We start from the raw sequence: 26,750 nt of genomic DNA, 5'->3' as shown, positions 1-26,750 counted from the left end.
TTATGCCTTCGCCGCCGCTTTCGCCAGTTGCGCCTCACGCGCAGCACGCATCTCGGCGAAATCCTTGCCCGCATGATAGCTGGACCGGGTGAGCGGGCTGGACGCGACCTGCAGGAACCCCTTGGCCCGCGCGATCCCCGCAAAGGCGTTGAACGCCGCCGGCGTTACGAAATCCATGACCTTCGCATGTTTGGGCGTGGGCTGCAGATATTGGCCCATCGTCAGGAAGTCGATGTCGGCCGAACGCATGTCATCCATCACCTGATGCACTTCCAGCCGCTCTTCGCCCAGCCCCAGCATGATGCCCGACTTGGTAAAGATCGACGGATCCAGCTTCTTGACCGACTCCAGCAGCCGCAACGAAGCATAATAGCGCGCGCCGGGCCGAATCGTCGGATAGAGCCGGGGCACCGTTTCCAGATTATGATTATAGACGTCGGGCCGGGCCTCAACGATCGCTGCAACTGCCCGCTCATGCTTGTTGCGGAAATCGGGCGTCAGAATCTCGATCGTGGTATTCGGAGTCGTGCGGCGTAGCGCCTGAATGACCTTCACGAACTGCGATGCGCCGCCATCGGGCAGGTCATCGCGATCGACCGAGGTGATGACGATATGCTCCAGCCCCATCTCGGCGGCGGCATCGGCCAAATTCTGCGGCTCGTTGACGTCAACCTTGCGCGGCATCCCCGTCTTGACGTTGCAGAAAGCGCAGGCCCGCGTGCAGACATCGCCCAGGATCATCACCGTCGCGTGTTTCTTGCTCCAGCATTCCCCGATATTGGGACAGGCCGCTTCCTCACACACCGTGGCAAGGCCTTTTTCTCGCATCAGCTTGCGAGTCTCGTGATAGGCGGGGCTGGTTGGCGCCTTGACGCGAATCCAATCGGGCTTGCGCACACGCTCGGGCTTGGCAGGGGCCTGGATCTGGGCCGCAATCGGAGTAATCTCGTTCATTGGCCCCAGATAGCGATCGTTGCGCCTACTTGCCAGCCCCCTTCGTGTCCGGCACAGACGATCCCATGACTGACTTTACCGATATGCTCACGGGCTACCGTCGTTTTCGCGAAACGGGATGGGCTCACCAGCGCGAACGATGGGGCGAATTGTCGGAAGGGCAAGCGCCGGGCGTCATGGTCATCGCCTGTTCAGACAGCCGCGTCGACCCTGCCCAGATATTCGATACAAGTCCGGGCCAGATTTTCGTCGTCCGCAACGTCGCCGCCCTCGTCCCCCCCTTTGAGACTGCGCCCGGCCATCACGGTGTTTCTGCCGCACTCGAATTTGCAGTGCAGGTGCTGAACGTTGGCGAGATCGTGGTCATGGGCCATGGCAAATGCGGTGGTTGCAAGGCCGCGCTCAGTCAGGAATTGAAGGACGCACCTCCGGGCGAAGGCGGCTTCATCGCCAACTGGATCGAAATGCTCGACGGCGCGCGCGAAACCGTCGTTGCCCGCTTTGGCGATCAGCGCGGCCGCGAAGTCGAGCGCGCGATGGAGCAGGAAGGGGTCAAAGTGAGCCTCGATAATCTTCGCACCTTTCCCTGCGTTCGGGCAAAAGAGCGCAAGGGCGAACTGAAGCTCATCGGCTCCTTCTTCGCGATCTCGGATGGGCAGTTGCACCTGCTGGACGAAGACACCGGCGTCTTTTCGCCTGCCTGAAAGGAATAAAGCCATGGCCGCACTCAATGGGGCAAGTGGCAATATCGCCCTGCTGATCGACGCGGATAACGCGTCGGCAGCCCATTTCGATCCCGTAATGACGGTGCTGGCAGAGCTGGGCACGGTCAACATCCGCCGCGCCTATGGCAACTGGAGCAAGCCTTCGCTCAAGAGCTGGGCGAAGCTGTCTGTCGCGCAAGCGATCGAGCCACAGCAGCAGTTCGACCTGACCAAGGGCAAGAACGCCACCGACATGAAGATGACCATCGATGCGATGGACCTGATGGCCAGCGGCCGCGTGAACGGCTTTGGCCTCATGTCCAGCGACAGTGACTTTACCCCCCTCGTCACACGCATCCGCCAGCAAGGTATTCCGGTCTATGGCTTTGGCACGGTTAACACGCCCGAAGGCTTCCGCCGTGCCTGCACGCGTTTCATCAACGTGGCCGCACTTGCCCCCGTTGAGGTGCCAGTTGCGGAACAGGCAAATGGCAATGCCAGCCCTCCCAAAGCAGATACAGCCCGACCCGCAACGGCGGCCAAGGCTTCGCCTCCCGCCATCGCTTCCCCTGCCCCGACCCAGAACAAAGCGGTTGATGCCGAAGTCGTCAAATTGCTGATCGATGCCTATGATGAGGCTCGGCGCGACGAGCGCGGCTTCGTGGCACTTGGTCCGGTCGGACAGCGAGTCGGCAACCGATCCAGCTTCGACGTCCGCAACTATGGCTTCAAACGACTTTCAGATCTGGTTGAGGCCATTCCCAACTTCGTTACGGAAGTCCGTGAAGGCGGGCAAACATGGATCAAGCGGATACGGTGATCGCATGGTGATTGCGCGCCACCTGAATATATCAGGCCATGTTCAGGGCGTCTGGTATCGCAATTGGACCGTGGACACGGCTCGCATCCTCAGCCTTGTCGGCTGGGTCCGCAATCGTGCGGATGGCAACGTCGAGACATGGGTGGAAGGGTCGGAAGAGGTCGTCACCCGCTTCATCACACTCGCGCAAGAAGGACCGCCAGCCGCCAGGGTCGTGCAGATTTTAGCGCAAGAGGTTGAACCACAGGGCTTCACCGGTTTCGAGAAGCGCCCGACCGCCTAGCGAGACTTTCCGTACAAAGCCGAAATGCCGCAGGATTACCGCCATTCCAAAACCAAAAAAAAGGCCGATCCAAGAAGGGCCGGCCGGAAAGTTTTAGGAGAGGATGCCTGAAAGGCACGCCATCTATGCTTTGGTAGCGATAACGCTGCAAGTGCGAAGCACACGCCCGCAGTTGCAAAAATTGCAACTGCGGGCGTAAAATCAGCGCGTCAGCTTCTTATATGCCAGACGGGTCGGACGATCAGCAGCGTCGCCCAGACGACGGCGCTTATCCTCTTCATAGGCTTCGAAATTACCCTCGAACCATTCGACATGGCTGTCGCCTTCGAACGCCAGGATATGAGTCGCCAGTCGATCAAGGAAGAAGCGGTCATGGCTGATGACCACGGCGCAGCCAGCGAAATTCTCCAGCGCATCTTCCAGCGCGCGCAGCGTTTCGACGTCCAGATCGTTGGTCGGTTCGTCAAGCAGGAGGACGTTGCCACCCTCCTTCAGCATTTTGGCGAGGTGGACACGGTTGCGTTCACCGCCCGAAAGCTGGCCGACTTTCTTCTGCTGGTCCGGTCCCTTGAAGTTGAAGGCGCCGACATAGGCCCGCGTCTGGATTTCATGCTTGCCGATGGTCATCAGTTCATGACCGCCGGAGATTTCCTGCCAGACATTATGATTGGGATCGAGCGTATCGCGACTCTGATCGACATAGCCAAGTTGCACCGTTTCGCCGACCTGGATCTCGCCCTCGTCAGGCTGCTCCTTGCCGGTGATCAGCTTGAACAGTGTCGACTTACCCGCGCCGTTCGGCCCGATGACGCCGACGATACCGCCCGGGGGGAGCAGGAAGTTCAGATTCTCGAACAGCAGCTTGTCGCCATAGGATTTGGTCAGGCCATGCGCTTCGATCACCTTGGAGCCGAGGCGCTTGGGCGTCTGGATGACGATCTGCGCCTTGCCGGGCGCGCGGTTTTCCTGCTTTTCGACCAGCTCGTCGAACGCGCGGATACGCGCCTTGGACTTGGTCTGGCGGGCCTTGGGCGATTGCCGGATCCACTCCAGCTCTTCCTTGATGGCCTTCTGGCGCCCCGCATCTTCGCGCTCTTCCAGCTCCATCCGCTTGCCTTTTTCGGACAGCCAGTTGGAATAATTGCCCTCATAGGGGATGCCGCGACCACGATCGAGCTCCAGCACCCAGCCAACGACATTGTCGAGGAAGTAGCGGTCATGAGTGACGAGGATGACGTTGCCGGTATATTGGATCAGATGCTGTTCCAGCCACTGGACGCTTTCGGCGTCGAGATGGTTGGTCGGTTCGTCAAGCAACAAAATGTCGGGCTTTTCAAGCAGCAGGCGGCACAGTGCGATACGGCGCCGTTCACCGCCCGACAGGCTCTCCACCGACCAGTCGCCCGGCGGGCAACGCAGCGCCTCCATGGCGATTTCGAGCTGGTTGTCGAGCGTCCAGCCATCTACGGCGTCGATCTTTTCCTGAAGCGTGCCCATTTCTTCCATCAGGGCATCGAAATCGGCATCTTCCGGCGGGTCGCCCATGATCGTGCTGATCTCGTTGAACCGATCGACCAGGTCGGCGATGGGCCGCACGCCGTCCTTGACGTTTTCGATCACCGTCTTGCTGGCGTCGAGTTGCGGCTCCTGCGCCAGATAGCCGACCCTCAGCCCTTCCGCCGCCCAGGCTTCACCCTGGAAATCGGTGTCCATGCCGGCGATGACCTTCATCAGGGTCGATTTACCCGCACCGTTGACGCCGATGACAGCAATCTTGGTGCCGGGCAGGAACTGTAGATTGATATTGTTGAACACGGGCTTGTTGGCGCCGGGGAAGGTCTTGGTCAGGCCCTTCATCACGAAGCTGTACTGGACGGCCATAAGGAGTCAGTCTCTCTGGTCTGGAGCTATCGGAATTTGGCGGCTGGTTAGCGGACGCGACGCGCATTGGCAAATCGCGGATGCCTGTCTAAGCCTTGACCCATGCAGAAAATCGGACCGGGGCACTCCATGACAAAGACTTTAGCCACCCTCATCCTTGTTGGGAGCGTTCTTACCGTTCCTCATCCGGCGATCGCAGCCCCTGCCGACAGCGCCGCGATTCGCGCCTCGGCCCTGAAGGATGATGTAGCGATGGATTTCACCGAAGGACTGACCACGGAGGTCGGACCGCGCCCGGCAGGCACCCCACAGGAGGCGCGCGCCCGCGCCTGGGCCGTGAAGACGCTCAAGGCGCTGGGCTTTTCCAATATTCGAGCCGAAGCCTATACAATGCCAGTCTGGGTGCGCGGGCGCGAGGAGGCACGCGTGACCGCTCCCTTCCCCCAACCGCTGGTGCTGGCGGCGTTGGGCAATAGCGGATCGACGCCGGAGGCGGGCATAGAGGGCAATATCGCCTACTTCCCGACGATCGCCGATCTGGAAGCGGCGCCTGAAACGGCAGTCACGGGCAAGATCGTCTTCGTTGATCATGAGATGCGCGCGACTCAGGATGGCTCCTCTTATGGCTATTTCGGCGCAGCACGACGGACGGGGCCGAGCATCGCGTCCAAGAAGGGCGCAATCGCGATCCTCGTTCGTTCGATCGGCACCGACCATCATCGCATAGCCCATACCGGCGTACAGATGTGGGCGGAGGGGGCCACTCCCATTCCCGCAGCAGCGGTCAGCGTCCCCGATGCAGAACAGATTGCCCGCATCGTGAAGCGCGACAAGCCGGTCCGTATCCATCTGACTCTGACATCGAAGATGCTGGCAGATCAGCCATCGGGTAATGTCATAGCCGAGATTCCGGGGCGCGATCCCAAGGCGGGCCTTGTTGTTGCCGCCTGCCATCTGGACAGTTGGGATCAGGGCACCGGCGCGATCGATGATGCATCGGGCTGCGCCATTGCGGCGGCCTCCGCCTTGCAGGTACGCAAGGGTGGCCAGCCACGCCGGACCATCCGGTTGCTGCTCGCGGGCGCAGAAGAAGTCGGCGGCGACGGCGCACGCGCCTATTTCAACGCGCACGGCACGGAACGCCACGCGCTGGCCATAGAATCGGATTTTGGCGCCGACCGGATCTGGCGCATCGATTTCAAACTGCCGGCTGGACATGAGGCGCTGCAGGAACGAATCGCCACCGCGGTCGCCCCATTGGGTATTGGTGCCAGCAAGCAGGAAGCAGGCGGCGGCGCAGACATTGCCCCACTGGTAAAGGCAGGGGTTCCGGTGATCGACCTGCAACAGGATGGTACCCGCTATTTCGATCTGCACCACACGCCCGACGACACGCTCGACAAGGTTGATCCTGAGCAGTTACGACAGAATGTCGCCGCCTGGGCGCTCGTTCTCAATGAAGTCGCCAACGCGCAGGAAACATTGGGCAATAACTGAACTTTTATAGTAGACAACATTCCGTCGCGTGATTCTGTCGTTTCACCGATGCAAAAAAGCATTGATTTGTGCATCGCACACGTTAATGCGGGTCGCTCGCGTAAGGTCACAACTTAAAAGTGCCTAACGCGGCTTATGCTATGGGAGCCGTACACAATGAAGAAGATCGCTGTTGTTTTCGCTTCGGCCGGCCTGATGGCCCTCGCCGCTTGCGGTGGGACCCCGGCCAACGAGACCGCGAACGCTTCGAACGCTGTCGTCGAGAACGTTGTCGAGAACGCGGCTAACGCCGCCGAGAACGCTGCCGACAACGCCGCCAATGCCGCGAACGTTGCCGTGAACGCTGCTAACGCTGCGAACGCGATGTAATCTTCGCATTAGCGAGATTAGGAAAGGGCGGGCCGTCATTGACGGACCGCCCTTTTTCTTTGTGTCGACACATGCGAATCAACAAACGCGACATCGTGAAAGCAGCGGTGAGGAACGGATGGCCTGCCCCTCTCACCGGCCCGTCCACCAGTGATTGCAGGATCGGCGCATTGTCCATAAGGCTAGGTCGATTCTCACCGAATGGAGCCACAGAGTGTCGATTCAGACCGTCAAGACGACTCCCTTTTCCGACCAGAAGCCCGGCACTTCGGGCCTCCGCAAAAAGGTTCGCGTGTTTCAGCAGCCCCATTATGCAGAGAATTTCGTCCAGTCGGTGTTCGACAGTCTGGAGGGCTTTGCCGGGCAGACGCTCGTGGTCGGTGGCGACGGACGCTATCTGAATCGCGAAGTCATTCAGATCGTTCTAAAAATGGCGGCGGCCAATGGTTTTGATCGCGTGCTGGTCGGACAAGGCGGCATCCTGTCGACGCCCGCCGCCTCGCACCTCATTCGCCTGAACAGCGCCTTTGGCGGCCTCATCCTGTCGGCCAGTCACAATCCAGGCGGGCCGGACGAGGATTTCGGCATCAAATATAATGTTGGCAATGGCGGCCCTGCACCGGAAAAGGTGACGGACGCGATCCACGCCCGCACCCTGACGATCGACAGCTATCGGATACTCGACGCCGCGGACGTGGACATCGACAGCATCGGCACGCGCCAGCTTGGCGATATGGTTGTCGAGATCGTCGATCCGGTGGCGGCCTATGCCGAGCTGATGGAACAACTGTTCGACTTTTCGGCCATCCGCGCGATGATTGCGGGCGGCTTCACCCTGGCTTTCGATTCGATGAGCGCCGTCACTGGTCCCTATGCGGTGGAAGTTTTCGAAAAGCGGCTGGGCGCGCCTGCAGGCACAGTGATGAACGGCACCCCCCTGCCCGATTTCGGCCACCATCATCCCGATCCAAACCTGGTTCACGCCAGGGAATTGTACGACCGGATGATGGCGCCAGAGGCGCCCGATTTCGGGGCGGCCTCAGACGGCGACGGCGATCGCAACCTCATCATCGGTCGTCATTGCTATGTGACGCCATCGGATTCGCTGGCCGTGCTGGCCGCCAACGCCCATCTGGCGCCCGGCTATCGGCAAGGCCTCAAGGGAATCGCGCGATCCATGCCGACCAGCGGCGCAGCGGACCGCGTTGCGGAAAAGCTGGGCATTCCGCTCTATGAGACACCCACGGGATGGAAATTCTTCGGCAATCTGCTCGATGCGGGCATGGCGACCATCTGCGGTGAGGAAAGCGCGGGCACCGGTTCCGACCATGTGCGTGAGAAGGACGGCGTCTGGGCCGTGCTGCTGTGGCTCAACATATTGGCGGCGCGCCGGACAAGCGTTGTCGCCATCATGGCTGACCACTGGGCAACCTATGGCCGCAACTATTATGCCCGCCACGATTATGAGGCGATCGCCACGAACAATGCCGATGCCCTGATGGCCGCGCTGCGCGACAGCCTCACCTCGCTCCCCGGCGCCACCAACAGCGGCGGCACGATCACGGCGGCAGACGATTTCGCCTATACCGATCCCACCGATCAGTCCGTCAGCCGCAATCAGGGCGTGCGCGTGCTTTTCGACGACGGATCGCGGGTCGTGTTCCGCTTGTCGGGCACCGGCACTGAGGGCGCGACGCTGCGCGTCTATATCGAGCGCTATGTCGGGACGGACGGCGATCTTGCCATGGAAACCAGCGATGCGCTGGCGCCGCTGGTCGCGGCGGCGCAGGAATTGGCCGATATTGCTGGCTATACCGGCATGGACCGGCCCAGCGTCATCACCTGACGCTTTACCAACACTTACCCCCCGGCAACGGGTGAGCAATGCGCGGCCTTTAGGGGGCGGGATGGACTGACATCGTCGGTCGCTTCCTGCCCCCTTCCTCATGTTGAGAAGATATATGCGCCGCCTTGCGATGAGCCTTGCCCTACCCCTTTACCTTGCCGCGCTGCCCGCGCAGGCCGACACCAGCAGCGACGAGCAAGCATGGGTCAACCTGACCGCCATGGGGTCCGTATCCGGCAATCTGGTCTATTTCGCCGAATGGCAGCCGCGCATGGGCGACGGTATATCCCGGCTCGACCAGATGTTGCTGCGCGGTGCGGTGGGTTGGAAACTATCGTCCAACGTCACTCTCTATCAGGGCTATGCTCATGTCGTGATGCCGCTGGAAGGCCGCAAGGATGTGAATGAGGAGCGCAGCTTCCAGCAACTGAGCTGGACGCTAGGCAAGCCATGGGGCGGCGAACTGTCGTCCCGCACGCGGCTGGAACAACGCTGGCGGTCGGATGGCGACGATATGAGCTGGCGACTGCGGGAGATGCTCCGCTACGAGAAACCGCTGAAACCCGGCAGTGATGCGGTCAACGCGCTGGTTTATTCCGAAGCCTTCGTGGCGCTCAACAGCACCGACTGGGGCGCGAAGGGCGGCTTTGACCAGATCCGCACTTTTCTGGGCGCGGAGCTGGGGTTGAAGGGGGCATCGACCGTCGAACTTGGCTATCTTAACCAGATCATCGACCAGCGCGGCGGCAACACTCGCGTCAATCATGTCGCCTCGATCAGCCTGTTTCTGCGCCATTGATCCGCATCCAAGGCTGGCCAAGCGCGCATGAAAGCGGTATCGGCGCGCCATTCATTCAGACATGAAGGCGTTTTTCATGGGTTTTCGTTGCGGTATCGTCGGCCTCCCCAATGTGGGCAAGTCCACCCTGTTCAACGCGCTGACCGAGACGCAGGCGGCGCAGGCGGCCAACTACCCTTTCTGCACGATCGAGCCGAATGTCGGCCAGGTCGCCGTGCCCGATCCGCGCCTTGACGCGATTGCGAAGATCGGCGGATCGGCCAAGATCATCGAGACGCAACTGGCCTTCGTAGACATTGCGGGTCTTGTGCGCGGCGCGTCCAAGGGCGAGGGGCTGGGTAACCAGTTTCTGGCGAACATCCGCGAGGTGGACGCCATCGTCCACGTCCTGCGCTGTTTCGAGGATGACGACATCACCCATGTCGAGGGCAAGGTCGATCCGATCGCCGACGCAGAGACGGTCGAAACCGAACTGATGCTCGCTGACCTCGAATCCCTTGAAAAGCGCGTGCCTAATCTCGTCAAGAAGGGCGCGCAGGGCGACAAGGAAGCCAAGGCCGCCGCCACCGTACTCGGTCAGGCACTCGACCTGCTGCGCGAGGGCAAGCCCGCCCGCCTCACCAAGCCGCGCGACGAGGAGGAAGAACGGCTGTTCGCCCAGGCGCAACTGCTGACCGCCAAGCCCGTCCTCTATGTCTGCAACGTCGAGGAAGACGCCGCGTCGGAGGGTAATGCTCACTCTGCCCGCGTGTTCGAAAAGGCCGCAGCCGAAGGCGCGAAGGCCGTGATCGTCTCCGCCGCGATCGAGGCGGAACTGATCACCATGCCGATCGAGGAGCGTGGCGAATATCTCGATGCGCTGGGCCTGACCGAAGCCGGCCTCGCCCGCATCATCCGCGCCGGCTATGAACTGCTGGGTCTCATCACCTTCTTTACCGTGGGGCCGAAGGAAGCCCGCGCCTGGACCGTCCACAAGGGATCGAAGGCCCCGCAAGCTGCAGGCGCAATCCATACCGATTTCGAGAAGGGGTTCATCCGGGCAGAGACGATGGCTTATGCCGATTATATCCAGTATAATGGTGAGGCCGGGGCCAAGGAAGCGGGCAAGTGGCGCGCAGAAGGCAAGGAATATGTGACGCAGGATGGCGACATCATGCTGTTCCGCTTCAATGTGTGACCCAAAAGGCCGCTTTTCCGCCCAGCATCGCGCCTGACGCCCGACTGCTCATACTGGGCAGCCTGCCCGGCGAGCGGTCGCTGGCGGCAGGCCAATATTATGCCCATCCCACCAACGCCTTCTGGTGGCTGATGGGCGAAGTGACGGGCGAAGCCTTGCCCGCTTTGCCTTATGATGAGCGACTGCTGCGGCTGATCGCGCACGGTATTGGCCTGTGGGATGTGATTGCGACGGCCCGGCGAGAAGGCAGCCTCGACACAGCGATCCGCGATGCCACCAATCGCGATCTCGCAGGCTTTGCCGCCACTTTGTCCGATCTCGCCGCCATCGCCTTCAACGGAGGGGAAGCCGCCCGGCGCGGTCGACAGCAACTGGTCGGGATCGACCGCTACACGCTCATCGACCTCCCCTCCTCCAGCGCCGCCCATGCAGGCATGACCCGCGCGGCGAAGCGGGAAGAGTGGATGGTGTTGCGCCACTGGATCTCGCCCCGACAACCGTCATGATTTCGTCGCCTTTGCCTTGCAAGAACGCAGCAGCTTTTCAAGGATAAGACATGATTTCCGTTCGTGGCCTCGCCGCCCTCGCCATTTTGCTGCTTCCCGTCGCCTGCGCGCCCCTGACGCCGCATCCTTTGGCGGCAGCGCCAGCGTCGGCAACGGCTGCGGCCAAGGCGCCGGTCACGATCCTCGTCTCCATCGACGGCTTTCGACCCGACTATCTTGATCGCGGCGTTACGCCCAATCTGGGCAAGCTGGCGGCGCAAGGTGTGACAGCATCGATGCGTCCGTCCTTCCCGTCAAAAACCTTTCCCAATCACTGGGCGATTGTCACCGGCGATCGACCCGACCGCAGTGGCATCGTGGCCAACAAGATGGAGGATGCCGCCCGTCCCGGCGAGACGTTCACGATGGAAAGCGATGATCCTTTCTGGTGGAACGGAGTCGAACCCATCTGGGTCACGGCAGAACGAGCGGGCATACGCACCGCGACGATGTTCTGGCCGGGCAGCAACGTGGCGTGGGGCGGCATGCGGGATCAGAAATGGCCGCACGCCATCGCGGGGGGCACGCGCCCCAGCGACTGGGCACAGTTCAACCAGGCCATTGGCGGCGAACAGCGCGTCAATCAGGTGATCGACGTGCTCCGGCGCCCCAGCGATATTCGACCGCGCTTTGTCACGCTCTATTTCGATATCGTCGATACAATGGGCCATAGCAAGGGGCCGGATGCCCCGGAAACCACGGCCGCCGTGACAGAGGTGGACGCCTTGATCGGCAAGCTGACGGCTGGGCTTTCCACGCTCGATCAACCCGCAAACCTTGTCATCCTGTCAGATCACGGCATGGAGCAGACATCGAGCGAACGAACGATCGCGCTGGACGGATTCGTGCGCGCAAGCGACTATCGCCTGATCGAATCTGGCCCCTATGCGTCCATGACGGCGCTGCCCGGTCGGGAAAAGGCGCTTGAGCGCGCGCTGTTGCGCCCGCATCCCCATATGCATTGCTGGCGCAAGGATCAGATTCCGGCGCGCTTCCATTATGGCGCCCATCCGCGCGTGCCGCCCTATCTGTGTCTGGCGGAAACGGGTTGGACGATTGCGGCGACGAAACCGACCAGCGCATCGGTCGGCGGCAATCATGGCTATGACAATCAGGCGCCCGAAATGGCGGCGTTATTCATCGCATCCGGCCCGGCCTTCAACCGCACATTTCGGCCACCCGAAGGATTCCCTAACGTCAATATCTATGCCCTGCTCGCACGGTTGATCGGCGTCGCGCCGCAGCCCAATGATGGCGATCCGGCAGTGCTTGACGGCTTGCTGGCAAGGCCATAGCAACTTCGTCCGTTGCATCAGAAAACGGAAAAATAGCCATGGCAGAGGTTGAATATTTCGAGGATATTGCGGTCGGCACGACCATCTCGGTCGGACCGATCACCGTCACCCGCGAACAGGTGATCGACTTCGCCCGCGAATATGATCCCCAGCCCTTTCATCTCTCGGACGAAGAAGCCGCACAAACACATTTCGGCAGCCTGTCTGCTAGCGGCTGGCATACGACCGCCCTCTTCATGAAGATGTTCGTCGCCCATATGCAGGAACATGGCGCGCGACAGCAGGCGAGTCTGGGCGCGCTTGGCGTTGATGAACTGCGCTGGCTGCGGCCAGTGCGGCCCGGCGACACGCTACGCGGCACCAGCGAAGTGATCGAGACGCGTGCTTCCGCCAGCCGCCCCGAACGCGGCATCGTCCGGTCGAAAGTGACGTTGTTCAATCAACATAACGAGCCGGTCATGACCATGCAGCCCATCGCCATGGTCCGAACCCGTCCACAATGAAGTAACCGCTCTAGAGCATGATCCATTCTGATTGCATCGGATTTGATGCTCTAGGTCTTTGTTATACCGCGTTTTCCGCGCCGGCAGATGATTCCAACTGCCTCGAAAACGCTCTAGCGGTTCGCGGCAGCGTCAGCAGCCATGATGCGGATCGTTGCCTGTCGCGCGTTGGCGATTTGGATCGTGTGAAGCCCCTCCGACAGAGTGAACCAGACGATCTTGCGGATGCCCGAACAGACGGGGCCATGGCCATGTTCGACCGAGGCGATGGATGCGGTGCCCTTGATCACATCCACCCACGCCGCTTCGGACAGGGCGATGCCGATCCGTGCGGGCGTCTTGACCGCCAGCGTGAACAGGCCACCATGCCCCTGTGGGCCGCTCTTGCCCGGCGTAATCGGGAAATGAACATAATCCCCCGGTCGCAGCGTCGCAGTGACGGGCTTGCCCAGAATCAAGCGCGGCGCGCTCACAGCTTCCCCACCCGCAACAGCTTCGCCACTCTGGGGCCAACTGGTCCAGGGATCGGCTAGGCGCGGCGCGGCATCGCAAGCTGGCGTTTCGGCTGGCTTGATCTGGGCCAAGGCCGGTGCAGCCGTCATCAGCAGCACGGCAAGAACGCTCCGCACGATCATTTCCTCCCGAACAGTTTCTCGATGTCGCCATGGCCCAGCTTTACCCAGGTCGGCCTGCCATGGTTGCACTGACCACTCCGGGGCGTCACTTCCATTTCCCGCAGAAGGGCGTTCATTTCGGCGACGCTGAGCACCCGCCCGGCGCGCACCGATCCGTGGCACGCCATGGTCGCGGCGACCAGATCCAGCCGTTCCTTGAGCGACAATGCACTGTCATAGGCGGCCAGATCATCGGCAAGGTCGGCGATCAGGCCCTGCACGTCGCTTTGCCCCAGCATAGCGGGCATGGCCCGGACCAGTATCGCCGATGGGCCGAACCGCTCGATATCCAATCCAAATTCCTTGAGTTCGGCGGCGCGCGGTTCCAGCCGGTCGCAGGCCACCTCGTCCAGTTCGACCACTTCGGGTAGTAGTAGAGCCTGGCTTTGAACCCCCTGTCCCTCCATCGCCCGCCGCATCCGCTCCAGCGTCAGCCGTTCATGCGCGGCATGCTGATCTACAATCACCAGACCGTCCTCCGCTTCCGCGACGATATAGGTGCGCGCCACCTGTCCCCGCGCAACGCCCAAGGGAAAGCTGTTCCCCTCAGGGGGCGGCGCAGCGGCGGGTTCGCCACGAGCCTGCGGCGGCGGCGTCAGGAAACTGGTGCGCCGGTCGCTCATATAGCTGGGTACATGCGATGAGGGCGCCATGGGTTGATACGGCACGGCGGCGGCTTCGAATATCGGCATGGCACCGATGGGCGTGGGCGATACCGGCTCCGCCCGCCACGCGCCCAGCGCCGCCGGATCGGCGCGCTGGACCGACCGGAAACCGGCTTCGTCCAGCGCACGGCGCAACCCGCTGACGATCATCCCCCGGATCATCGCCGGATCGCGAAAGCGCACCTCGGTCTTGGCGGGATGGACATTCACGTCCACTTCCAGCGGCGGCATATCCAGAAACAGCGCCACTATCGGATGCCGATCGCGCGCCAACACATCGGCATAGGCTCCGCGCAACGCCCCGATCAGCAGCCGATCGCGTACAGGGCGACCATTGACGAACAGGAACTGGTGATCGCCGACCCCGCGATGATAGGTGGGCAGCGAGGCGACGCCGGACAGCCGCACCCCCTCCCTCTCTAGCGACACGATCACATGATTGTCGGCCAGCGCCCTGTCCGTCAGCGCCGCGACGCGCTCCTCCCGGGCTTCATTCCCCTGCACGGATAGCGACCGGCGACCATCGTGCTCCAGGCTGAAGGCGATTCCCGGGTGCGCCATCGCCAGTCGTCGGATGACGTCCAGACAAGCGGCATATTCCGATTTGGGGGAGCGCAGAAACTTGCGGCGGGCGGGTACGCGGGCAAAGAGCTGCTCGACGGTAACGCGCGTGCCCGGCGGCAGGGCGGCCGGTCCCTCGTCCACGATCACTCCATTATCGATGGTCCGGTTCCAGCCTTCGCCGCCACGGGGACGGCTGTCGATGGACAGACGGGCAACGCTGGCGATGGAGGGCAGCGCCTCACCCCGAAAGCCCAGCGTGGCGACCTGTTCGATGGCGTCGTCGGGCAGTTTGGAGGTCGCGTGACGCTCCAGCGCGAGCGCCATGTCGGCCGGGTCCATGCCACAGCCATCGTCACTCACCTCTATCCTGTCGAGGCCGCCATTGGCGATGCGAATGGCGATCCGGGTGGCTCCCGCATCGACCGAATTCTCAACGATTTCCTTGAGCGCGCTGGCTGGCCTTTCCACCACTTCACCGGCAGCGATACGATTGACCAAATGTTCGGGGAGGCGGCGTATTGACATTGGATAGGGACTAGCCCAAGCGAGCGCTTTCCGCGACCCACAGCCTCATATTTTTTGTATCGACAAGAGAACTGGCTTGCCAGGGCGCGCCGGAAACATGAGTAGATGTTCGACCCCTTGGTCCTCGGGGGGCAGAAGGCTGAACAGGATAAGGCATGTCGATCTTTTCGCGTCTCTTCAAATTTTCGTCGCAGGATATGGCCATCGATCTCGGTACGGCCAATACCGTGGTCTATGTACGGGGACGCGGTATCGTCCTTAATGAACCGTCAGTCGTCGCGGTCGAGACGCTGAACGGCGTGAAGCGGGTAAAGGCCGTCGGTGACGACGCGAAGCTGATGATGGGCAAGACCCCCGCTTCGATCGAAGCGATCCGTCCGTTGCGCGATGGCGTGATCGCCGACATCGACGTCGCCGAACAGATGATCAAGCATTTTATCACCAAAGTACATGGCGGCAAGTCGCGCCCCTGGCGCTTCCCTGAAATCGTGATCTGCGTACCCAGCGGCTCAACCAGTGTCGAGCGCCGCGCGATCCGCGACGCCGCCAGCAATGCCGGCGCCAGCCAGGTGTTCCTGATCGAAGAGCCGATGGCCGCCGCGATCGGCGCCGACATGCCGGTGACCGAACCGATCGGGTCGATGGTGGTCGATATTGGCGGCGGCACGACCGAAGTTGCGGTCCTCTCGCTCCGCGGCCTTGCCTACACCACCTCCGTCCGCGTCGGCGGCGACAAGATGGACGAGGCCATCGTCTCCTTCGTCCGCCGTCACCACAATCTGCTGATCGGCGAAGCCACGGCGGAGCGGATCAAGAAGCAGTTCGGCGTCGCCCAGCCCCCCGAAGACGGCGTGGGCGAAACGATCCATATCAAGGGTCGCGACCTGGTGAACGGCGTGCCCAAGGAAATCTCCATCAATCAGGGCCAAATCGCCGATGCGCTGGCCGAACCGATCAGCACGATCGTTGAGGGCGTGCGGATCGCATTGGAAAATACCGCGCCCGAACTCGCCGCCGATATTGTCGATCAGGGCATCGTCCTGACCGGCGGTGGTGCGCTGCTGAAGGGGCTGGACGACGAATTGCGCGATGAAACCGGCCTGCCGGTCACGATTGCCGAAGATCCGCTGACCTGCGTCGCGATCGGCACAGGTCGCGCCATGGAAGATCCAATGTTCCGGGGCGTGCTCCAGACCGCATAATCAAGGTTCTAGACCCTTAGGGAAAGGGAAGCGATGGCGCGGCCTGCCAGCCGACGCCCCGGCTATAACCGGAAGGCGCAATATGGTCTTTTCGCCAGCTATGTGCTGGCGATGTCGGGCGCCGCCATCGGCTTGTTGATGGTTGTCGTCGCGATCTTCGACCCGACTGGCTTTTCGGCGATACGATCGGGCACGGCGGAAATTACCCGGCCCGTATCGGCCGGCCTCAAAAGCATGGTGAGCGGTGTCGGCACGATCGACGAACGCATTGCCGCCTTCTGGCGCGCGGGATCGCAAAATGTCGCGTTGCGCCGTCAGGTCGAATCCGACCGTAACCGCATTATCGAGGCCAAGGCCATCGCGCAGGAAAATCTGCGCCTGAAAAAGCTGCTGAAGCTGGTGGATGAGGATGGCAGCGAAGTGGTCGCCGCCCGTCTCATCAGTTCATCGGCCAGCAGCACCCGCCGCTTTGCGCGGCTGAACGCGGGGCGGTCGCAAGGTGCCATGCCGGGCATGCCTGTGCGCGCGCCGGAGGGACTGGTCGGGCGCATCTTCACCGCTGGCGCCAACAGTGCCGACGTACTGCTGCTAACTGACACCAACAATATCGTGCCGGTACGGCGCGCCAGCGACAATATCCCGGCCATTTCCACTGGCATGGGCGACGGTTCGGTTGAGGTACGCGCCCTGTCAGCAGGCCAGAACCCCTTCAAGCCAGGCGATCTGGTTGTCACATCTGGCATTGGCGGCATCTATCAGCCCAATATCCCCGTCGCGGTCATCGTGCGCGTACAGGGCGAGATCGCCTTCGCCGTGCCCCTCGCCAACCCCGCCAAGGTCGAGGCTGTCGTGGTTGAGCGTCCGTTCGAACAGGCCGTGACACGCCCCGAACCGGGCGCATCGCCAGCGGGCGAAGCCCTTCCCACCCCTGCTGAAAACGCGGCAACTCCATGATCGATCGGCGGATGCAGCATGTGCCGCGCCTGGGGCATCATCCGTCCCGCTGGCGACTGGAGGGTACACCAGTGCTGACGGTCATGCTCGGGTCGATGCTGACCACGTTGCCGATCATCGCGCAATCACCCATCCTGCCGCCGCTGGGCCTGCTGATCCTTTTGGCATGGCGGCTACTGCGCCCCGAACTGTGGCGCACATGGATTGGCGCGCCGCTGGGACTGTTCGATGATCTCATGAGTGGCCAGCCACTTGGCTCCGCCATGTTCCTGTGGACCGTCACATTGATTTGCATCGATGTCATAGAACAGCGCCTTTTGTGGCGCGATTATTGGCAGGACTGGCTAATCGCGGGTCTGGCCATTATAATCTGCCTGACCGGTGGCCTGTTCTTCGCGCGGATAACCGGCGGTGGCGCAATACATTGGATGCTGGTAGTGCCGCAAATGGGCTGGACGATATTATTATTTCCTTTCGTCGCCCGGCAATGCGCCTGGATCGACCGCTGGCGCGTGATGGCATGAAATTTTCCAAGCCGGGCCGCCGACTATCCGGTGGCAAGACCGTTACCGAAGCCAGCCAATCCTTCACCTTCACCCGACGCGCCATGGTTTTGGGCGGCATACAGGGTGGCGTGGGATTAATGCTGGCCGCGCGGATGGGCTGGATCAGCGTTGCGGAAAACGAGAAATATCAGCTATTGTCTGAGAGCAATCGCGTTAATCTGACGCTGATCCCGCCCCGGCGCGGCTGGATCGTCGATCGCAACGGGCGCCCGCTGGCCAATAATCGCACCGATTTCCGCATCGATTTGATCCCCGACCGCGTCCGTGATGCCGAGGCAACGATTGGCGCGCTGGCAAAATTGTTGAACCTGCCGACGGATGAGGTTGACCGGATCAGGGATGATCTGGGCAAAGCCGCTGGATTTCGCCCAGTACAGGTCGCCGAGAACCTGACCTACGACCAATACGCAGCCGTCAGCGTGCGCCTGCCTGATCTGCCCGGCGTCGCGCCGGCACAGGGGTTTTCGCGCTATTATCCCGCTGGCGCGGCAGTGGGCCATCTTCTGGGCTATGTCGGCACGGCCAATGCCAAGGAATATGAGGCCCGCAAGGACCCCCTGCTCATCACCCCCGGTTTCAAGGTCGGCAAGGACGGACTGGAACGGGCTTTCGACCAGCATCTGACCGGCAAGCCCGGTGCCAAGCGGGTTGAGGTGACGGCGCGTGGCAAGATCGTGCGGGAACTCACGACCCGCCCCGACACGCCGGGAAACAGCATCAAGCTGACCATCGACGCGGGGTTGCAGGAATATGCCGGACGGCGGCTGGCGACGCAGAGCGGCGCGGTGGTCGTTCTGGACTGTCACAATGGGGACGTGCTGGCGATGGCCTCGATGCCCAGCTTCGACCCCAACAGTTTTTCCGATGGCATAAGCCATATGGAATGGGAAATGCTGTCGAAGGACGACCATGTCCCCCTTCGCAACAAGGTACTACAAGGCCTTTTTCCGCCCGGTTCAACGGTCAAGCCCATGGTGGCGCTGGCGCTGCTGGAGGCGGGTGTCGGCCCGCAGGAAACCATTAGCTGCGGCGGCGCGATACGGGTCGGCAATACCCTGTTTCACTGCCACAAGCGGCGCGGCCATGGCGCGCTCAACATGCGCGGCGCCATTGCGCAAAGCTGCGATATTTATTTCTACCAGATGGCCCAGCGCGTCGGTATGGACCGAATCGCCCGCATGGCCCGGCTATGCGGCATGGGGCAGAAATTCGATCTGCCTTTTCCCAGCCAGAGCTATGGCACGGTGCCTGACCCCGCCTGGAAACAAAAAAAATATGATCAGTCGTGGCAAGTCTATGACACGGTCAATGCAACGATCGGCCAGGGCTATATGCTCATCAATCCGCTCCAGATGGCGGTGATGGCGGCACGGCTGGCGACTGGCCGAATATTGATGCCCAATTTCATATTCGGTACCAAGCGAACGGAACCCGGCACGATCGGCGCTTCGGACGAACATCTGACGGTGATCCGGGACGCGATGAATGCGGTGGTCAATGGCGGCGGCACCGGTGGCGCGGCGCGGATGAGCATTCCCGGCGTCCAACTCGCGGGCAAGACCGGCACCGCGCAGGTCCGCCGCATTACCATGGCGGAGCGTGGGGGCGGTGTGCGCGGCAACGCCTCCCTCCCCTTCAAGCTGCGCGATCATGCCCTGTTTCAGGGCTTCGCCCCGTTCGACAATCCGCGCTACGCCATCGCCTGCATCATCGAGCATGGCGGTCATACGAACCGGATAGAAGATGCGCCGATGATCGCCAGCGACACGCTGTCCTTCCTGTTCGACCCACAAAAGGCGATGGAAAAGCTGGTCAAACTGGAAGAGGGCTGGGGCGGAACGCCTGCCCAACGTGCGTCCAAGCAAATGGACGCCTTTCGGCGCGCCAAGGCGGCGGAGAAAGGTGAGTTCCTTCCCGATGCCGAAAACGCGAGCGAAAACACCACCCCCCCCTCTGCCAACGCAACGCAAGCCGCGCGCCCGGCCCCGTCCGCCGCAAATGCCACAGACAGTGTCGACGATGCGCCACTCCCTCCCGTCCCGGCGACCAGTGGAGCGACGACGCAATGAGCATGGTTCCTCCCGCCCTGGCGGACTATCCATGGCGCGTCATGGCCTTGTTGCTGGCGATCGCCGGGTTCGGCACGATCGTGCTCTATAGCGCAGCAACGGGCAGCATTTTCCCCTGGGCAGCAAATCAGGCTATCCGCTTCTGCGTCTTTTCCGCGATGGCGCTGACCCTCAGCCGCATATCCGTCGACACCTTCGCGCGGTTCGCCTTCCCAGCCTATGCCGCCATCCTTATCGCGCTGGTGCTGGTTGAGTTGATCGGCGGCGTAGCCGGCGGGAGCCAGCGCTGGATCAATCTGGGCTTCATGCAATTACAGCCCTCCGAATTCATGAAGCCCGCCATCGTGCTCGCCGTCGCCCGCTTTTACGCGATGCTGCCCGTGGGCGAGATTCGGCGATGGAACGCCATCTGGCCCGCATTGGCGCTAATCGGCGTGCCATGGGCGCTAGTGCTGATCCAGCCGGATCTGGGCACCGCGACCATGATCGCTGCGGGCGGAGTCACGGTCATGTTCCTCGCTGGCTTGCCGTTACGCCTGTTCATTGGAACGGGCCTCACCCTGGCCGCCATTATCCCCATCGCCTTCAGCTTCCTGCACGATTATCAGCAAAAGCGCGTGTTGATCTTCATGGACCCCGAAAGCGATCCGCTGGGCGCGGGCTATCATATCAGCCAATCGAAGATCGCGATCGGGTCGGGCGGCGTGTTTGGCAAGGGCTTCCTCAACGGAACACAAAGCCACCTCGACTATCTGCCAGAGGGGCATACCGATTTCGTATTTGCGACCATGGCGGAGGAATGGGGGCTGGTCGGCGGGGTCCTGCTGATCCTGGCATTTTGTATCCTGTTTCGCTGGGGGATTCGCGTTGCCATGCGGACAACCGACAAGTTCGCCCGCCTGACGGCCGCTGGCCTTATCACCACCGTTTTCTTCTATGTCGCCATCAACCTGATGATGGTCATGGGGCTGGCGCCGGTCGTCGGCATTCCTTTGCCCTTCATGTCCTATGGCGGTTCCTCAATGCTGACCGTGATGCTGTGCATCGGCATCGTGATGTCCATCGACCGCTCCAATCGTCGCGGCCAAAACCGCGGAAATTGGGGATAAAATCAATACCTTGCGAAAAAATCGTCACGCAGGCGATTTAATGATTGCAAAGCCGGACGACGATGCTAATTGACGCGCCTCGCCACGGTGAGTGTCCGGAAACGGACCAGCAAGCCAGGCAGTGGACGCATAGCTCAGTTGGTAGAGCAGCTGACTCTTAATCAGCGGGTCCTTGGTTCGAGCCCAAGTGCGTCCACCAAAATCTCTAGTAAAATCAATCACTTAGATGCCACCTGCGGAACTTCCTCACCCTCCCCTTTTTATTTTTGGCCACAGATTTGGCCACATTTGGGTCGGATAACATGCGCTAAGACAGGATGAGGCGAGTTGGGACGGCATGATACTGCTCCATGCAGAATGCTGGAGAGTCGTGTCGGCGCTATCAACGACTCTTCACGGATGCTCAGGAGATTTTTCGCGTTCCCAATAGCGGACGTGCGCAGGGTCTGATTTGACGCTGCTGTTGTGTCTTCAACGTCGGACAGTCCGGTAAGTCCGCTTGAGAAGCGCTGAAACGTATAAGCTGCCATATATTCATCTGATTTTCTAAAATAACGGTAGGGGCGCGGCCTCATTGCGAGATAGCAATGCCCAGATTGCACCTATGCTTATTGTTGAATTTGGAGTCTTCAAGCTTCCGAAGTGGGTTTTACCGACCAAAGAAGGGATCGCTCGTGCACCCCGCCTTCCAATCTCTGATCGTCAATCGCGCCGCGATCGCGGTCGCAGCGGCCGGCGCTATTCAGAAGATCAATCACAAGGGCCTCAAGGGCCAACTGCGCGAGCTAGTTGTGCGCGAACTGCTCGAACCGCTGCTGCCGCCCGGGTGTGTCATCGGTTCGGGAGAAGTCGTTTCGGCCTATGGCGGGACCTCGAACCAGATCGACGTCGTCGTCGCCGATCGGCGCGTGCTTCCGCCCGTCCTGATCCGCGACGCGGGTATTTTCCCGTTAGAAGCCTGCCTGTTGATTGCCGTTGAGAAGTGACCCGGGGAAGCCAGTAATTTCCACTGAGAAGTGACCCATGTTTGAACACGTCCCTGGCTTTGACGAGCGGGGGACCATGGAGTGTTGGACATGGCATTATTGAGCGTTATCCGGCGGTGGCATTACCGCGATCATCTATCGATCCGGGAGATAGCCAGGCGCACCGGTCTTTCCCGCAACACCGTTCGTAAATATCTGCGGTCGGACACGATCGAGCCGCAGTTCAAGGTGCCGGAGCGACCGAGCAAGCTGGACCCGTTCGTCGAGCGGCTGACAGCCTGGCTGAGGCGGGAGATGGGCCGTCCGCGCAAGCAGAAGCGCACGGTCAAGCAGTTGTATGCCGATCTGGTGAGCCTCGGCTTTGACGGTTCCTATGGCCGTGTCGCGGCCTTTGCCCGGGACTGGCGTGATGATTATCGCCGCCAGCTGTCAGTGGGCGTGTAATTCTCCGCAATAGTGGGCTTTGAAAATTCCCTGGTTGGCTGACCCGCCGGCCCATTTTGCCGGGGCTAGCCCCGGCAAAATGGGCTTCGCCGACATCCATGCCATCTCCGCATTGCGGGGAGGCGGTGTCGATGGTCCGACTTGGAGAACTGATGATGATTCTGGAGCTGCACCGACAGGGTGTCCCGATCACCGCGATTGCGCGGCGGACGGGGCGTGACCCGAAGACCGTCCGCAAATATATCGAGCGCGGTATCGAGGCACCGGCCTATGGTCCGCGTAGCGTTGGGCGGCCGAGCAAGCTGGCACCGTATCTCGACTTCCTGCGCGAGCGGGTAACCGCATATCCCGAGCTCAGCGCCGCGCGACTGACCCGCGAGATCCGCGAACTCGGCTATGTCGGCGCCTATACCGCGGTGAAGCGTTACCTCGCCGCGATCCGGCCCGAGAATGGGCCCAGGCCCTACGAGGTGCGGTTTGAGACGCCGGCGGGCGTCCAGGCGCAAGTGGACTTTGCGCGGTTCGTGGTCGACTTCGCCGACGATCCCGGCACGACGCGGATCGTATGGCTGTTCAGCCTGGTGCTGGGACACTCGCGGTTCCTGTTCGCCCGCTATGTGCTGCATCAGGATCTGCAGACGCTGCTGCGGTGCCATATGCAGGCGTTCGACGCGCTCGGTGGGGTGCCGATCGAGATCCTGTACGACCGGATGAAGACCGCAGTAACCGGCGAAGACGATCAGGGGCATATCGTCTACAATCGCTCGCTGCTGGCGCTGGCGCGGCATTACCGCTTCCAGCCGCGCGCTTGTCGACCATACCGGGCCAAAACGAAGGGCAAGGTTGAGCGACCGTTCCGCTACATCCGCCAGGACTTCTTCGTCGGGCGCCGCTTCCGCAATCTGGAGGATCTGAACGCGCAGCTGATCGACTGGCTCGACACGGTCGCCAATGTGCGCGTCCATGGCACCACCCAGCAAGTGATCGCTGAGGCCTTTGCTGCCGAGCAGGGCGAGTTGCAGACCCTGCCTGAACATCGGTTCGACGCCGTGCTCAAGCTCGAGCGGCGGGTCAGCCATGACGGGTTCGTCGCGATCGGCGGCAACTATTACAGCGTACCTGACCGGACTAGGCGCGTGGTCGAGGTGCAACAACTGCCGGACATGATCCGGATCCTCGACCTCGGTACTGTCGTCGCCGAACATCCCGTTATCGAGGGCCGCAAGCAATACCGCATCGATCGCAGCCACCGCACTGGCGGCAGCGGCAGGCGCAAGACAATGAGCGCGGCCGGAATCACCATCGGACGGATCGGCGACCATGTGCCGACGAGGCCGCTGGACATTTATCAGGCGATCGGCGCCCAGCTCGCGATCGGAGGCCGGCCATGACGCTCACCAGCAGCGCATCGCGGGTCGATAATATCCGTCACAGCCTGGTCGGGTTGAAGATGCCGCGCGCACTCGAGATGCTCGATGCTACGCTACGGCGGATCGAGCGCGGCGAGATCGACGGCATCGAGGCGATCGACGATCTTCTCACCGAGGAACTGTCCCTGCGCGAGAACCGCCGAATCAAGGCGGCGCTGCGGATGGCGCGGTTGCCGATCCTCAAGACGCTGGCGGGCTTTGACTTCTCGTTCCAGCCGTCGCTCGATCGGGGCCGCGTCATGGCGCTCGCCGGGCTCGACTTCATCAACCGCGCCGAGGTCGTCCATCTGCTCGGCCCGCCCGGCACCGGCAAAAGCCATCTCGCCACCGCGCTCGCGGTCGAGGCGGTCCGCGCCGGCAAAAGTGTCTACTTCATCCCGCTCGCCGACTTGGTCGCGATCCTCGCCAAGGCCGAGCGCGAAGGCGTGCTGCGCGAGAAGATCCGGTTCCTGTGCCGCTCGTCGCTGCTTGTGGTCGACGAGATCGGTTACCTCCCGGTCACGCCGGGTGGCGGCAATCTGTTCTTCCAGCTGGTCAACGCGCGATATGAAAAAGGCGCGATGATCCTCACATCGAATCGCGGCTTTGCCGAATGGGGCGACGTGTTCGGCGATCCCGTCGTCGCCACCGCTCTGCTCGATCGGCTGCTCCACCATGCCGTCGTCGTCCAAATCGAAGGCTCCAGCTACCGCATGCGCCAGCATGCCGACCTTCTACCCGAGCACAGCAGATCAAGCTCTCCCATCAACCCGCCGCCAACGCCGAAACGGCGCGGGCGGCCACCATTAAAGGCGCCATCCGATCAAGCGTACGGCTGATCACCGACATCAATCCGCCCAGCCAAAGCAGGGAATTTTAGGCGCCCACTTTTAGGGAAACTTCGGTGCCCGTTGACACCAGCAGCAGATGAGCGGCAGAGGCACCTTCGTGCCGTTGTCCTTCGCACCGGGTGAGGCGTTCCAGTTCGACTGGAGCGAGGACTGGGCGATCATCGATGGCGTGCGCACCAAGCTGCAGGTCGCGCACTTCAAGCTCAGCTACAGTCGCGCCTTCTTTGTGCGGGCCTATCTACTGCAGACCCACGAGATGCTGTTCGACGCCCATAATCATGCGTTCCGCGTGCTGGGCGGCGTGCCGCGACGCGGCATCTACGACAACATGAGGACTGCCGTCGACAAGGTCGGGCGCGGCAAGAGCCGGACCGTCAACGCCCGCTTCCTGACGATGGTGAGCCATTATCTGTTCGAGGCCGAGTTCTGTAATCCGGCCGCTGGGTGGGAGAAGGGCCAGGTCGAGAAGAACGTGCAGGATGCACGGCATCGCCTGTGGCAGCCTGTCCCCCAGACTCAGAGCCTCGACGCTTTGAACATCTGGCTGGAGGAGCGCTGCAAGGCGCTATGGCAGGATATTCCGCACGGAATCGAGCCCGGGTCTGTCGCTGATGCCTGGGCGGATGAGGTGGCGAGCCTGATGCCGACAGGCAGGGCGTTCGATGGCTTTGTCGAGTATGGCAAGCGGGTCTCACCGACCTGCCTCGTCCATCTCGAGCGCAACCGCTACAGCGTGCCGGCGTCGTTCGCCAACCGCCCCGTCAGCCTGCGCGTCTATCCCGACCGCTTCCTGGTGGTCGCCGAGGGACAGTTGCTGTGCGAACACCAGCGTATCATCGAACGATCCCACGATGGGCCGGGGCGCACCGTCTATGACTGGCGCCATTATCTGGCGGTGGTGCAGCGCAAGCCAGGTGCCCTGCGCAATGGGGCGCCGTTCCTTGAACTGCCTGATCCCTTCCAGCGGCTGCAGCGGCATCTGTTGCGGTCTCCTGGCGGTGACAGGGAGATGGTCGAGATCCTGGCCCTGGTGCTGCATCATGACGAGCAGACCGTGCTGACGGCCGTCACGATGGCGTTGGAGGGGGGCGTTCCAACCAAGACCCATATCCTCAACCTCCTGCACCGTCTGCTCGACGGCAAGCCGCTGACAACGCCGCCGGTCACGGCGCCACAGGCGCTGAGACTGGTCAGCGAGCCGATGGCCAATGTCGAGCGCTATGACGCTCTGCGTCGGGAGAGCCGCCATGCGTCATGATCCCGCCAGCGGCGCTATTATCGTCATGCTGCGCAGCCTCAAGATGCACGGCATGGCGCAGGCCGTTACCGATCTCATGGAACAGGGTGCACCGGCGTTCGATGCCGCCATCCCGATCCTGTCCCAGCTCCTGAAGGCGGAGACTGCTGAACGAGAGGTGCGATCGGTATCCTATCAACTCAAGGCTGCGCGGTTCCCGGCCTATCGCGACCTGGCAGGCTTCGACTTCGCCAGCAGTGAGATCAACGAAGCGCTGGTGCGCCAGCTTCACCGCTGTGAGTTTATCGACGTTGCCGACAACATCGTGCTGGTCGGCGGCCCCGGCACCGGCAAGACCCACATCGCGACAGCGCTGGGCGTTCAGGCCATCGAGCATCATCGAAAACGGGTGCGGTTCTTCTCCACCGTCGAGTTGGTTAATGCGCTCGAACAGGAGAAGGCCCAGGGCAAGGCAGGCCAGGTCGCCGGAAGGCTCGCCCACGCCGATCTCGTGATCCTCGATGAGCTCGGCTATCTGCCGTTCAGCGCCTCAGGCGGTGCATTGCTGTTCCATCTGCTCAGCAAACTTTACGAGCGCACCAGCGTCATCATCACCACCAACCTCAGCTTCAGTGAATGGGCCACCGTGTTCGGTGATGCCAAGATGACCACAGCGCTGCTCGATCGGCTGACCCATCACTGCCACATCCTTGAAACCGGCAACGACAGCTTCCGGTTCAAAAACAGCTCTGCTCAGCAGCCCACAGCGCGAAAGGAGAAAACCTCATCTTGACCCAACGGTGACATCCGAAACATAATCGC

The 26,750-nt window shown here is 61.8% G+C and carries 24 protein-coding genes, 1 tRNA gene and 2 pseudogenes; 23 read left to right on the top strand and 4 right to left on the bottom strand.

Annotated features, from left to right (window positions below; genetic code table 11):
• On the bottom strand, window positions 1–954 hold the full coding sequence (lipA, locus tag WFR25_RS13245; RefSeq protein ID WP_336971470.1) for a lipoyl synthase: 954 nt from the start codon (window positions 952–954) through the stop codon (window positions 1–3).
• A 65-nt stretch (window positions 955–1,019) separates the two neighbouring features.
• Here lipA and WFR25_RS13240 point away from each other — a divergent pair, with 65 nt between their 5' ends.
• From WFR25_RS13240 to WFR25_RS13230, 3 genes are read left to right on the top strand one after another with little or no spacing between them, the layout of a single operon-like run.
• On the top strand, window positions 1,020–1,658 hold the full coding sequence (locus WFR25_RS13240; RefSeq protein ID WP_336971468.1) for a carbonic anhydrase: 639 nt from the start codon (window positions 1,020–1,022) through the stop codon (window positions 1,656–1,658).
• Between the two features lie 13 nt (window positions 1,659–1,671).
• A complete protein-coding gene (locus WFR25_RS13235; RefSeq protein ID WP_336971467.1) occupies window positions 1,672–2,478 on the top strand; it encodes an NYN domain-containing protein in 807 nt (268 codons plus the stop codon).
• 4 nt (window positions 2,479–2,482) lie between these two features.
• Window positions 2,483–2,761 (top strand): acylphosphatase, encoded by a 279-nt coding sequence (locus WFR25_RS13230; protein WP_336971466.1) that lies wholly within the window; start codon window positions 2,483–2,485, stop codon window positions 2,759–2,761.
• 201 nt (window positions 2,762–2,962) lie between these two features.
• On the opposite strand, the gene ettA is transcribed toward WFR25_RS13230, so the two are convergent.
• Window positions 2,963–4,642 (bottom strand): energy-dependent translational throttle protein EttA, encoded by a 1,680-nt coding sequence (gene ettA / locus WFR25_RS13225; protein WP_336971465.1) that lies wholly within the window; start codon window positions 4,640–4,642, stop codon window positions 2,963–2,965.
• 102 nt (window positions 4,643–4,744) lie between these two features.
• On the opposite strand from ettA, the gene WFR25_RS13220 reads away from it, so the two are divergent.
• The 8 genes from WFR25_RS13220 (at window position 4,745) to WFR25_RS13185 (ending at window position 12,673) form a co-directional block, all read left to right on the top strand.
• Complete coding sequence (locus WFR25_RS13220; protein ID WP_336971463.1) at window positions 4,745–6,139, top strand: M20/M25/M40 family metallo-hydrolase; 1,395 nt, start codon at window positions 4,745–4,747, stop codon at window positions 6,137–6,139.
• Between the two features lie 156 nt (window positions 6,140–6,295).
• Window positions 6,296–6,508: a hypothetical protein gene (locus tag WFR25_RS13215; protein ID WP_336971462.1), complete on the top strand. Its 213-nt coding sequence runs from the start codon at window positions 6,296–6,298 to the stop codon at window positions 6,506–6,508.
• Between the two features lie 214 nt (window positions 6,509–6,722).
• Window positions 6,723–8,354, top strand: coding sequence for an alpha-D-glucose phosphate-specific phosphoglucomutase (locus tag WFR25_RS13210; RefSeq protein ID WP_336971461.1), 1,632 nt, complete (start codon window positions 6,723–6,725; stop codon window positions 8,352–8,354).
• A 115-nt stretch (window positions 8,355–8,469) separates the two neighbouring features.
• Window positions 8,470–9,153: a DUF2490 domain-containing protein gene (locus tag WFR25_RS13205; protein WP_336971459.1), complete on the top strand. Its 684-nt coding sequence runs from the start codon at window positions 8,470–8,472 to the stop codon at window positions 9,151–9,153.
• A gap of 76 nt (window positions 9,154–9,229) precedes the next feature.
• Window positions 9,230–10,330, top strand: a complete 1,101-nt coding sequence (gene ychF, locus WFR25_RS13200; protein ID WP_336971458.1) for a redox-regulated ATPase YchF — start codon at window positions 9,230–9,232, stop codon at window positions 10,328–10,330.
• Window positions 10,327–10,836: a DNA-deoxyinosine glycosylase gene (locus WFR25_RS13195; protein WP_336971457.1), complete on the top strand. Its 510-nt coding sequence runs from the start codon at window positions 10,327–10,329 to the stop codon at window positions 10,834–10,836. Before ychF ends, WFR25_RS13195 begins: the two co-directional genes overlap by 4 nt.
• Before the next feature lie 53 nt (window positions 10,837–10,889).
• Window positions 10,890–12,170, top strand: coding sequence for an alkaline phosphatase family protein (locus tag WFR25_RS13190; protein WP_419723204.1), 1,281 nt, complete (start codon window positions 10,890–10,892; stop codon window positions 12,168–12,170).
• Between the two features lie 38 nt (window positions 12,171–12,208).
• Window positions 12,209–12,673, top strand: a complete 465-nt coding sequence (locus WFR25_RS13185; protein ID WP_336971454.1) for a MaoC family dehydratase — start codon at window positions 12,209–12,211, stop codon at window positions 12,671–12,673.
• Between the two features lie 113 nt (window positions 12,674–12,786).
• On the opposite strand, the gene WFR25_RS13180 is transcribed toward WFR25_RS13185, so the two are convergent.
• Window positions 12,787–13,302 carry a hypothetical protein gene (locus WFR25_RS13180; protein WP_336971452.1) on the bottom strand — a complete coding sequence of 172 codons (516 nt, stop codon included), beginning with the start codon at window positions 13,300–13,302 and terminating at the stop codon, window positions 12,787–12,789.
• A gap of 2 nt (window positions 13,303–13,304) precedes the next feature.
• A complete protein-coding gene (mutL, locus tag WFR25_RS13175; RefSeq protein ID WP_336971450.1) occupies window positions 13,305–15,101 on the bottom strand; it encodes a DNA mismatch repair endonuclease MutL in 1,797 nt (598 codons plus the stop codon).
• 155 nt (window positions 15,102–15,256) lie between these two features.
• On the opposite strand from mutL, the gene WFR25_RS13170 reads away from it, so the two are divergent.
• The 12 genes and pseudogenes from WFR25_RS13170 (at window position 15,257) to istB (WFR25_RS13115) (ending at window position 26,721) form a co-directional block, all read left to right on the top strand.
• Window positions 15,257–16,303, top strand: a complete 1,047-nt coding sequence (locus WFR25_RS13170; RefSeq protein WP_336971449.1) for a rod shape-determining protein — start codon at window positions 15,257–15,259, stop codon at window positions 16,301–16,303.
• A 33-nt stretch (window positions 16,304–16,336) separates the two neighbouring features.
• On the top strand, window positions 16,337–17,257 hold the full coding sequence (gene mreC, locus WFR25_RS13165; RefSeq protein ID WP_336971447.1) for a rod shape-determining protein MreC: 921 nt from the start codon (window positions 16,337–16,339) through the stop codon (window positions 17,255–17,257).
• Window positions 17,254–17,781 carry a rod shape-determining protein MreD gene (gene mreD, locus WFR25_RS13160; RefSeq protein ID WP_336971445.1) on the top strand — a complete coding sequence of 176 codons (528 nt, stop codon included), beginning with the start codon at window positions 17,254–17,256 and terminating at the stop codon, window positions 17,779–17,781. The genes mreC and mreD overlap by 4 nt, the downstream gene beginning before the upstream one ends.
• A complete protein-coding gene (mrdA, locus tag WFR25_RS13155) occupies window positions 17,778–19,892 on the top strand; it encodes a penicillin-binding protein 2 (RefSeq protein WP_336971444.1) in 2,115 nt (704 codons plus the stop codon). Before mreD ends, mrdA begins: the two co-directional genes overlap by 4 nt.
• Entirely contained in the window at window positions 19,889–21,001 is a 1,113-nt protein-coding gene (gene rodA / locus WFR25_RS13150; protein ID WP_336971442.1) for a rod shape-determining protein RodA, read from the top strand. The genes mrdA and rodA overlap by 4 nt, the downstream gene beginning before the upstream one ends.
• A 123-nt stretch (window positions 21,002–21,124) precedes the next feature.
• Window positions 21,125–21,200: transfer RNA gene (locus WFR25_RS13145), tRNA-Lys, on the top strand.
• Between the two features lie 475 nt (window positions 21,201–21,675).
• The gene (locus tag WFR25_RS13140) at window positions 21,676–21,987 is read left to right on the top strand and encodes a DUF6602 domain-containing protein (protein WP_336971439.1); all 312 of its coding nucleotides are present in this window, start codon (window positions 21,676–21,678) and stop codon (window positions 21,985–21,987) included.
• A 90-nt stretch (window positions 21,988–22,077) separates the two neighbouring features.
• Window positions 22,078–22,410 (top strand): annotated as a pseudogene (locus WFR25_RS13135) (sigma factor-like helix-turn-helix DNA-binding protein); the annotation flags it as partial.
• A 152-nt stretch (window positions 22,411–22,562) separates the two neighbouring features.
• Window positions 22,563–23,822 carry an IS21 family transposase gene (gene istA / locus WFR25_RS13130; protein ID WP_336971437.1) on the top strand — a complete coding sequence of 420 codons (1,260 nt, stop codon included), beginning with the start codon at window positions 22,563–22,565 and terminating at the stop codon, window positions 23,820–23,822.
• A complete protein-coding gene (gene istB, locus WFR25_RS13125; protein ID WP_336971434.1) occupies window positions 23,819–24,679 on the top strand; it encodes an IS21-like element helper ATPase IstB in 861 nt (286 codons plus the stop codon). Before istA (WFR25_RS13130) ends, istB (WFR25_RS13125) begins: the two co-directional genes overlap by 4 nt.
• Window positions 24,680–24,758: 79 nt before the next feature.
• Window positions 24,759–25,949 (top strand): annotated as a pseudogene (gene istA / locus WFR25_RS13120) (IS21 family transposase); the annotation flags it as partial.
• Window positions 25,939–26,721 (top strand): IS21-like element helper ATPase IstB, encoded by a 783-nt coding sequence (gene istB / locus WFR25_RS13115; protein WP_336968219.1) that lies wholly within the window; start codon window positions 25,939–25,941, stop codon window positions 26,719–26,721. The pseudogene istA (WFR25_RS13120) and the gene istB (WFR25_RS13115), both read left to right, overlap by 11 nt.
• The last annotated feature ends 29 nt before the right edge of the window (window positions 26,722–26,750 follow it).

Origin of the sequence: Sphingobium aromaticiconvertens (genome assembly GCF_037154075.1) — a bacterium.
In the GTDB taxonomy this organism is placed as follows: Bacteria; Pseudomonadota; Alphaproteobacteria; order Sphingomonadales; family Sphingomonadaceae; genus Sphingobium; species Sphingobium aromaticiconvertens.
This window is presented reverse-complemented; position numbering and strand designations above follow the sequence as displayed.

Coding starts and splice junctions, on each gene's coding strand:
- lipA (WP_336971470.1), bottom strand. CDS start 954: ATGAACGAGATTACTCCGATTGCGGCCCAGATCCAGGCCCCTGCCAAG.
- WFR25_RS13240 (WP_336971468.1), top strand. CDS start 1,020: ATGACTGACTTTACCGATATGCTCACGGGCTACCGTCGTTTTCGCGAA.
- WFR25_RS13235 (WP_336971467.1), top strand. CDS start 1,672: ATGGCCGCACTCAATGGGGCAAGTGGCAATATCGCCCTGCTGATCGAC.
- WFR25_RS13230 (WP_336971466.1), top strand. CDS start 2,483: ATGGTGATTGCGCGCCACCTGAATATATCAGGCCATGTTCAGGGCGTC.
- ettA (WP_336971465.1), bottom strand. CDS start 4,642: ATGGCCGTCCAGTACAGCTTCGTGATGAAGGGCCTGACCAAGACCTTC.
- WFR25_RS13220 (WP_336971463.1), top strand. CDS start 4,745: ATGCAGAAAATCGGACCGGGGCACTCCATGACAAAGACTTTAGCCACC.
- WFR25_RS13215 (WP_336971462.1), top strand. CDS start 6,296: ATGAAGAAGATCGCTGTTGTTTTCGCTTCGGCCGGCCTGATGGCCCTC.
- WFR25_RS13205 (WP_336971459.1), top strand. CDS start 8,470: ATGCGCCGCCTTGCGATGAGCCTTGCCCTACCCCTTTACCTTGCCGCG.
- ychF (WP_336971458.1), top strand. CDS start 9,230: ATGGGTTTTCGTTGCGGTATCGTCGGCCTCCCCAATGTGGGCAAGTCC.
- WFR25_RS13185 (WP_336971454.1), top strand. CDS start 12,209: ATGGCAGAGGTTGAATATTTCGAGGATATTGCGGTCGGCACGACCATC.
- mutL (WP_336971450.1), bottom strand. CDS start 15,101: ATGTCAATACGCCGCCTCCCCGAACATTTGGTCAATCGTATCGCTGCC.
- WFR25_RS13170 (WP_336971449.1), top strand. CDS start 15,257: ATGTCGATCTTTTCGCGTCTCTTCAAATTTTCGTCGCAGGATATGGCC.
- mreC (WP_336971447.1), top strand. CDS start 16,337: ATGGCGCGGCCTGCCAGCCGACGCCCCGGCTATAACCGGAAGGCGCAA.
- mreD (WP_336971445.1), top strand. CDS start 17,254: ATGATCGATCGGCGGATGCAGCATGTGCCGCGCCTGGGGCATCATCCG.
- mrdA (WP_336971444.1), top strand. CDS start 17,778: ATGAAATTTTCCAAGCCGGGCCGCCGACTATCCGGTGGCAAGACCGTT.
- rodA (WP_336971442.1), top strand. CDS start 19,889: ATGAGCATGGTTCCTCCCGCCCTGGCGGACTATCCATGGCGCGTCATG.
- istA (WP_336971437.1), top strand. CDS start 22,563: ATGGTCCGACTTGGAGAACTGATGATGATTCTGGAGCTGCACCGACAG.
- istB (WP_336971434.1), top strand. CDS start 23,819: ATGACGCTCACCAGCAGCGCATCGCGGGTCGATAATATCCGTCACAGC.
- istB (WP_336968219.1), top strand. CDS start 25,939: ATGCGTCATGATCCCGCCAGCGGCGCTATTATCGTCATGCTGCGCAGC.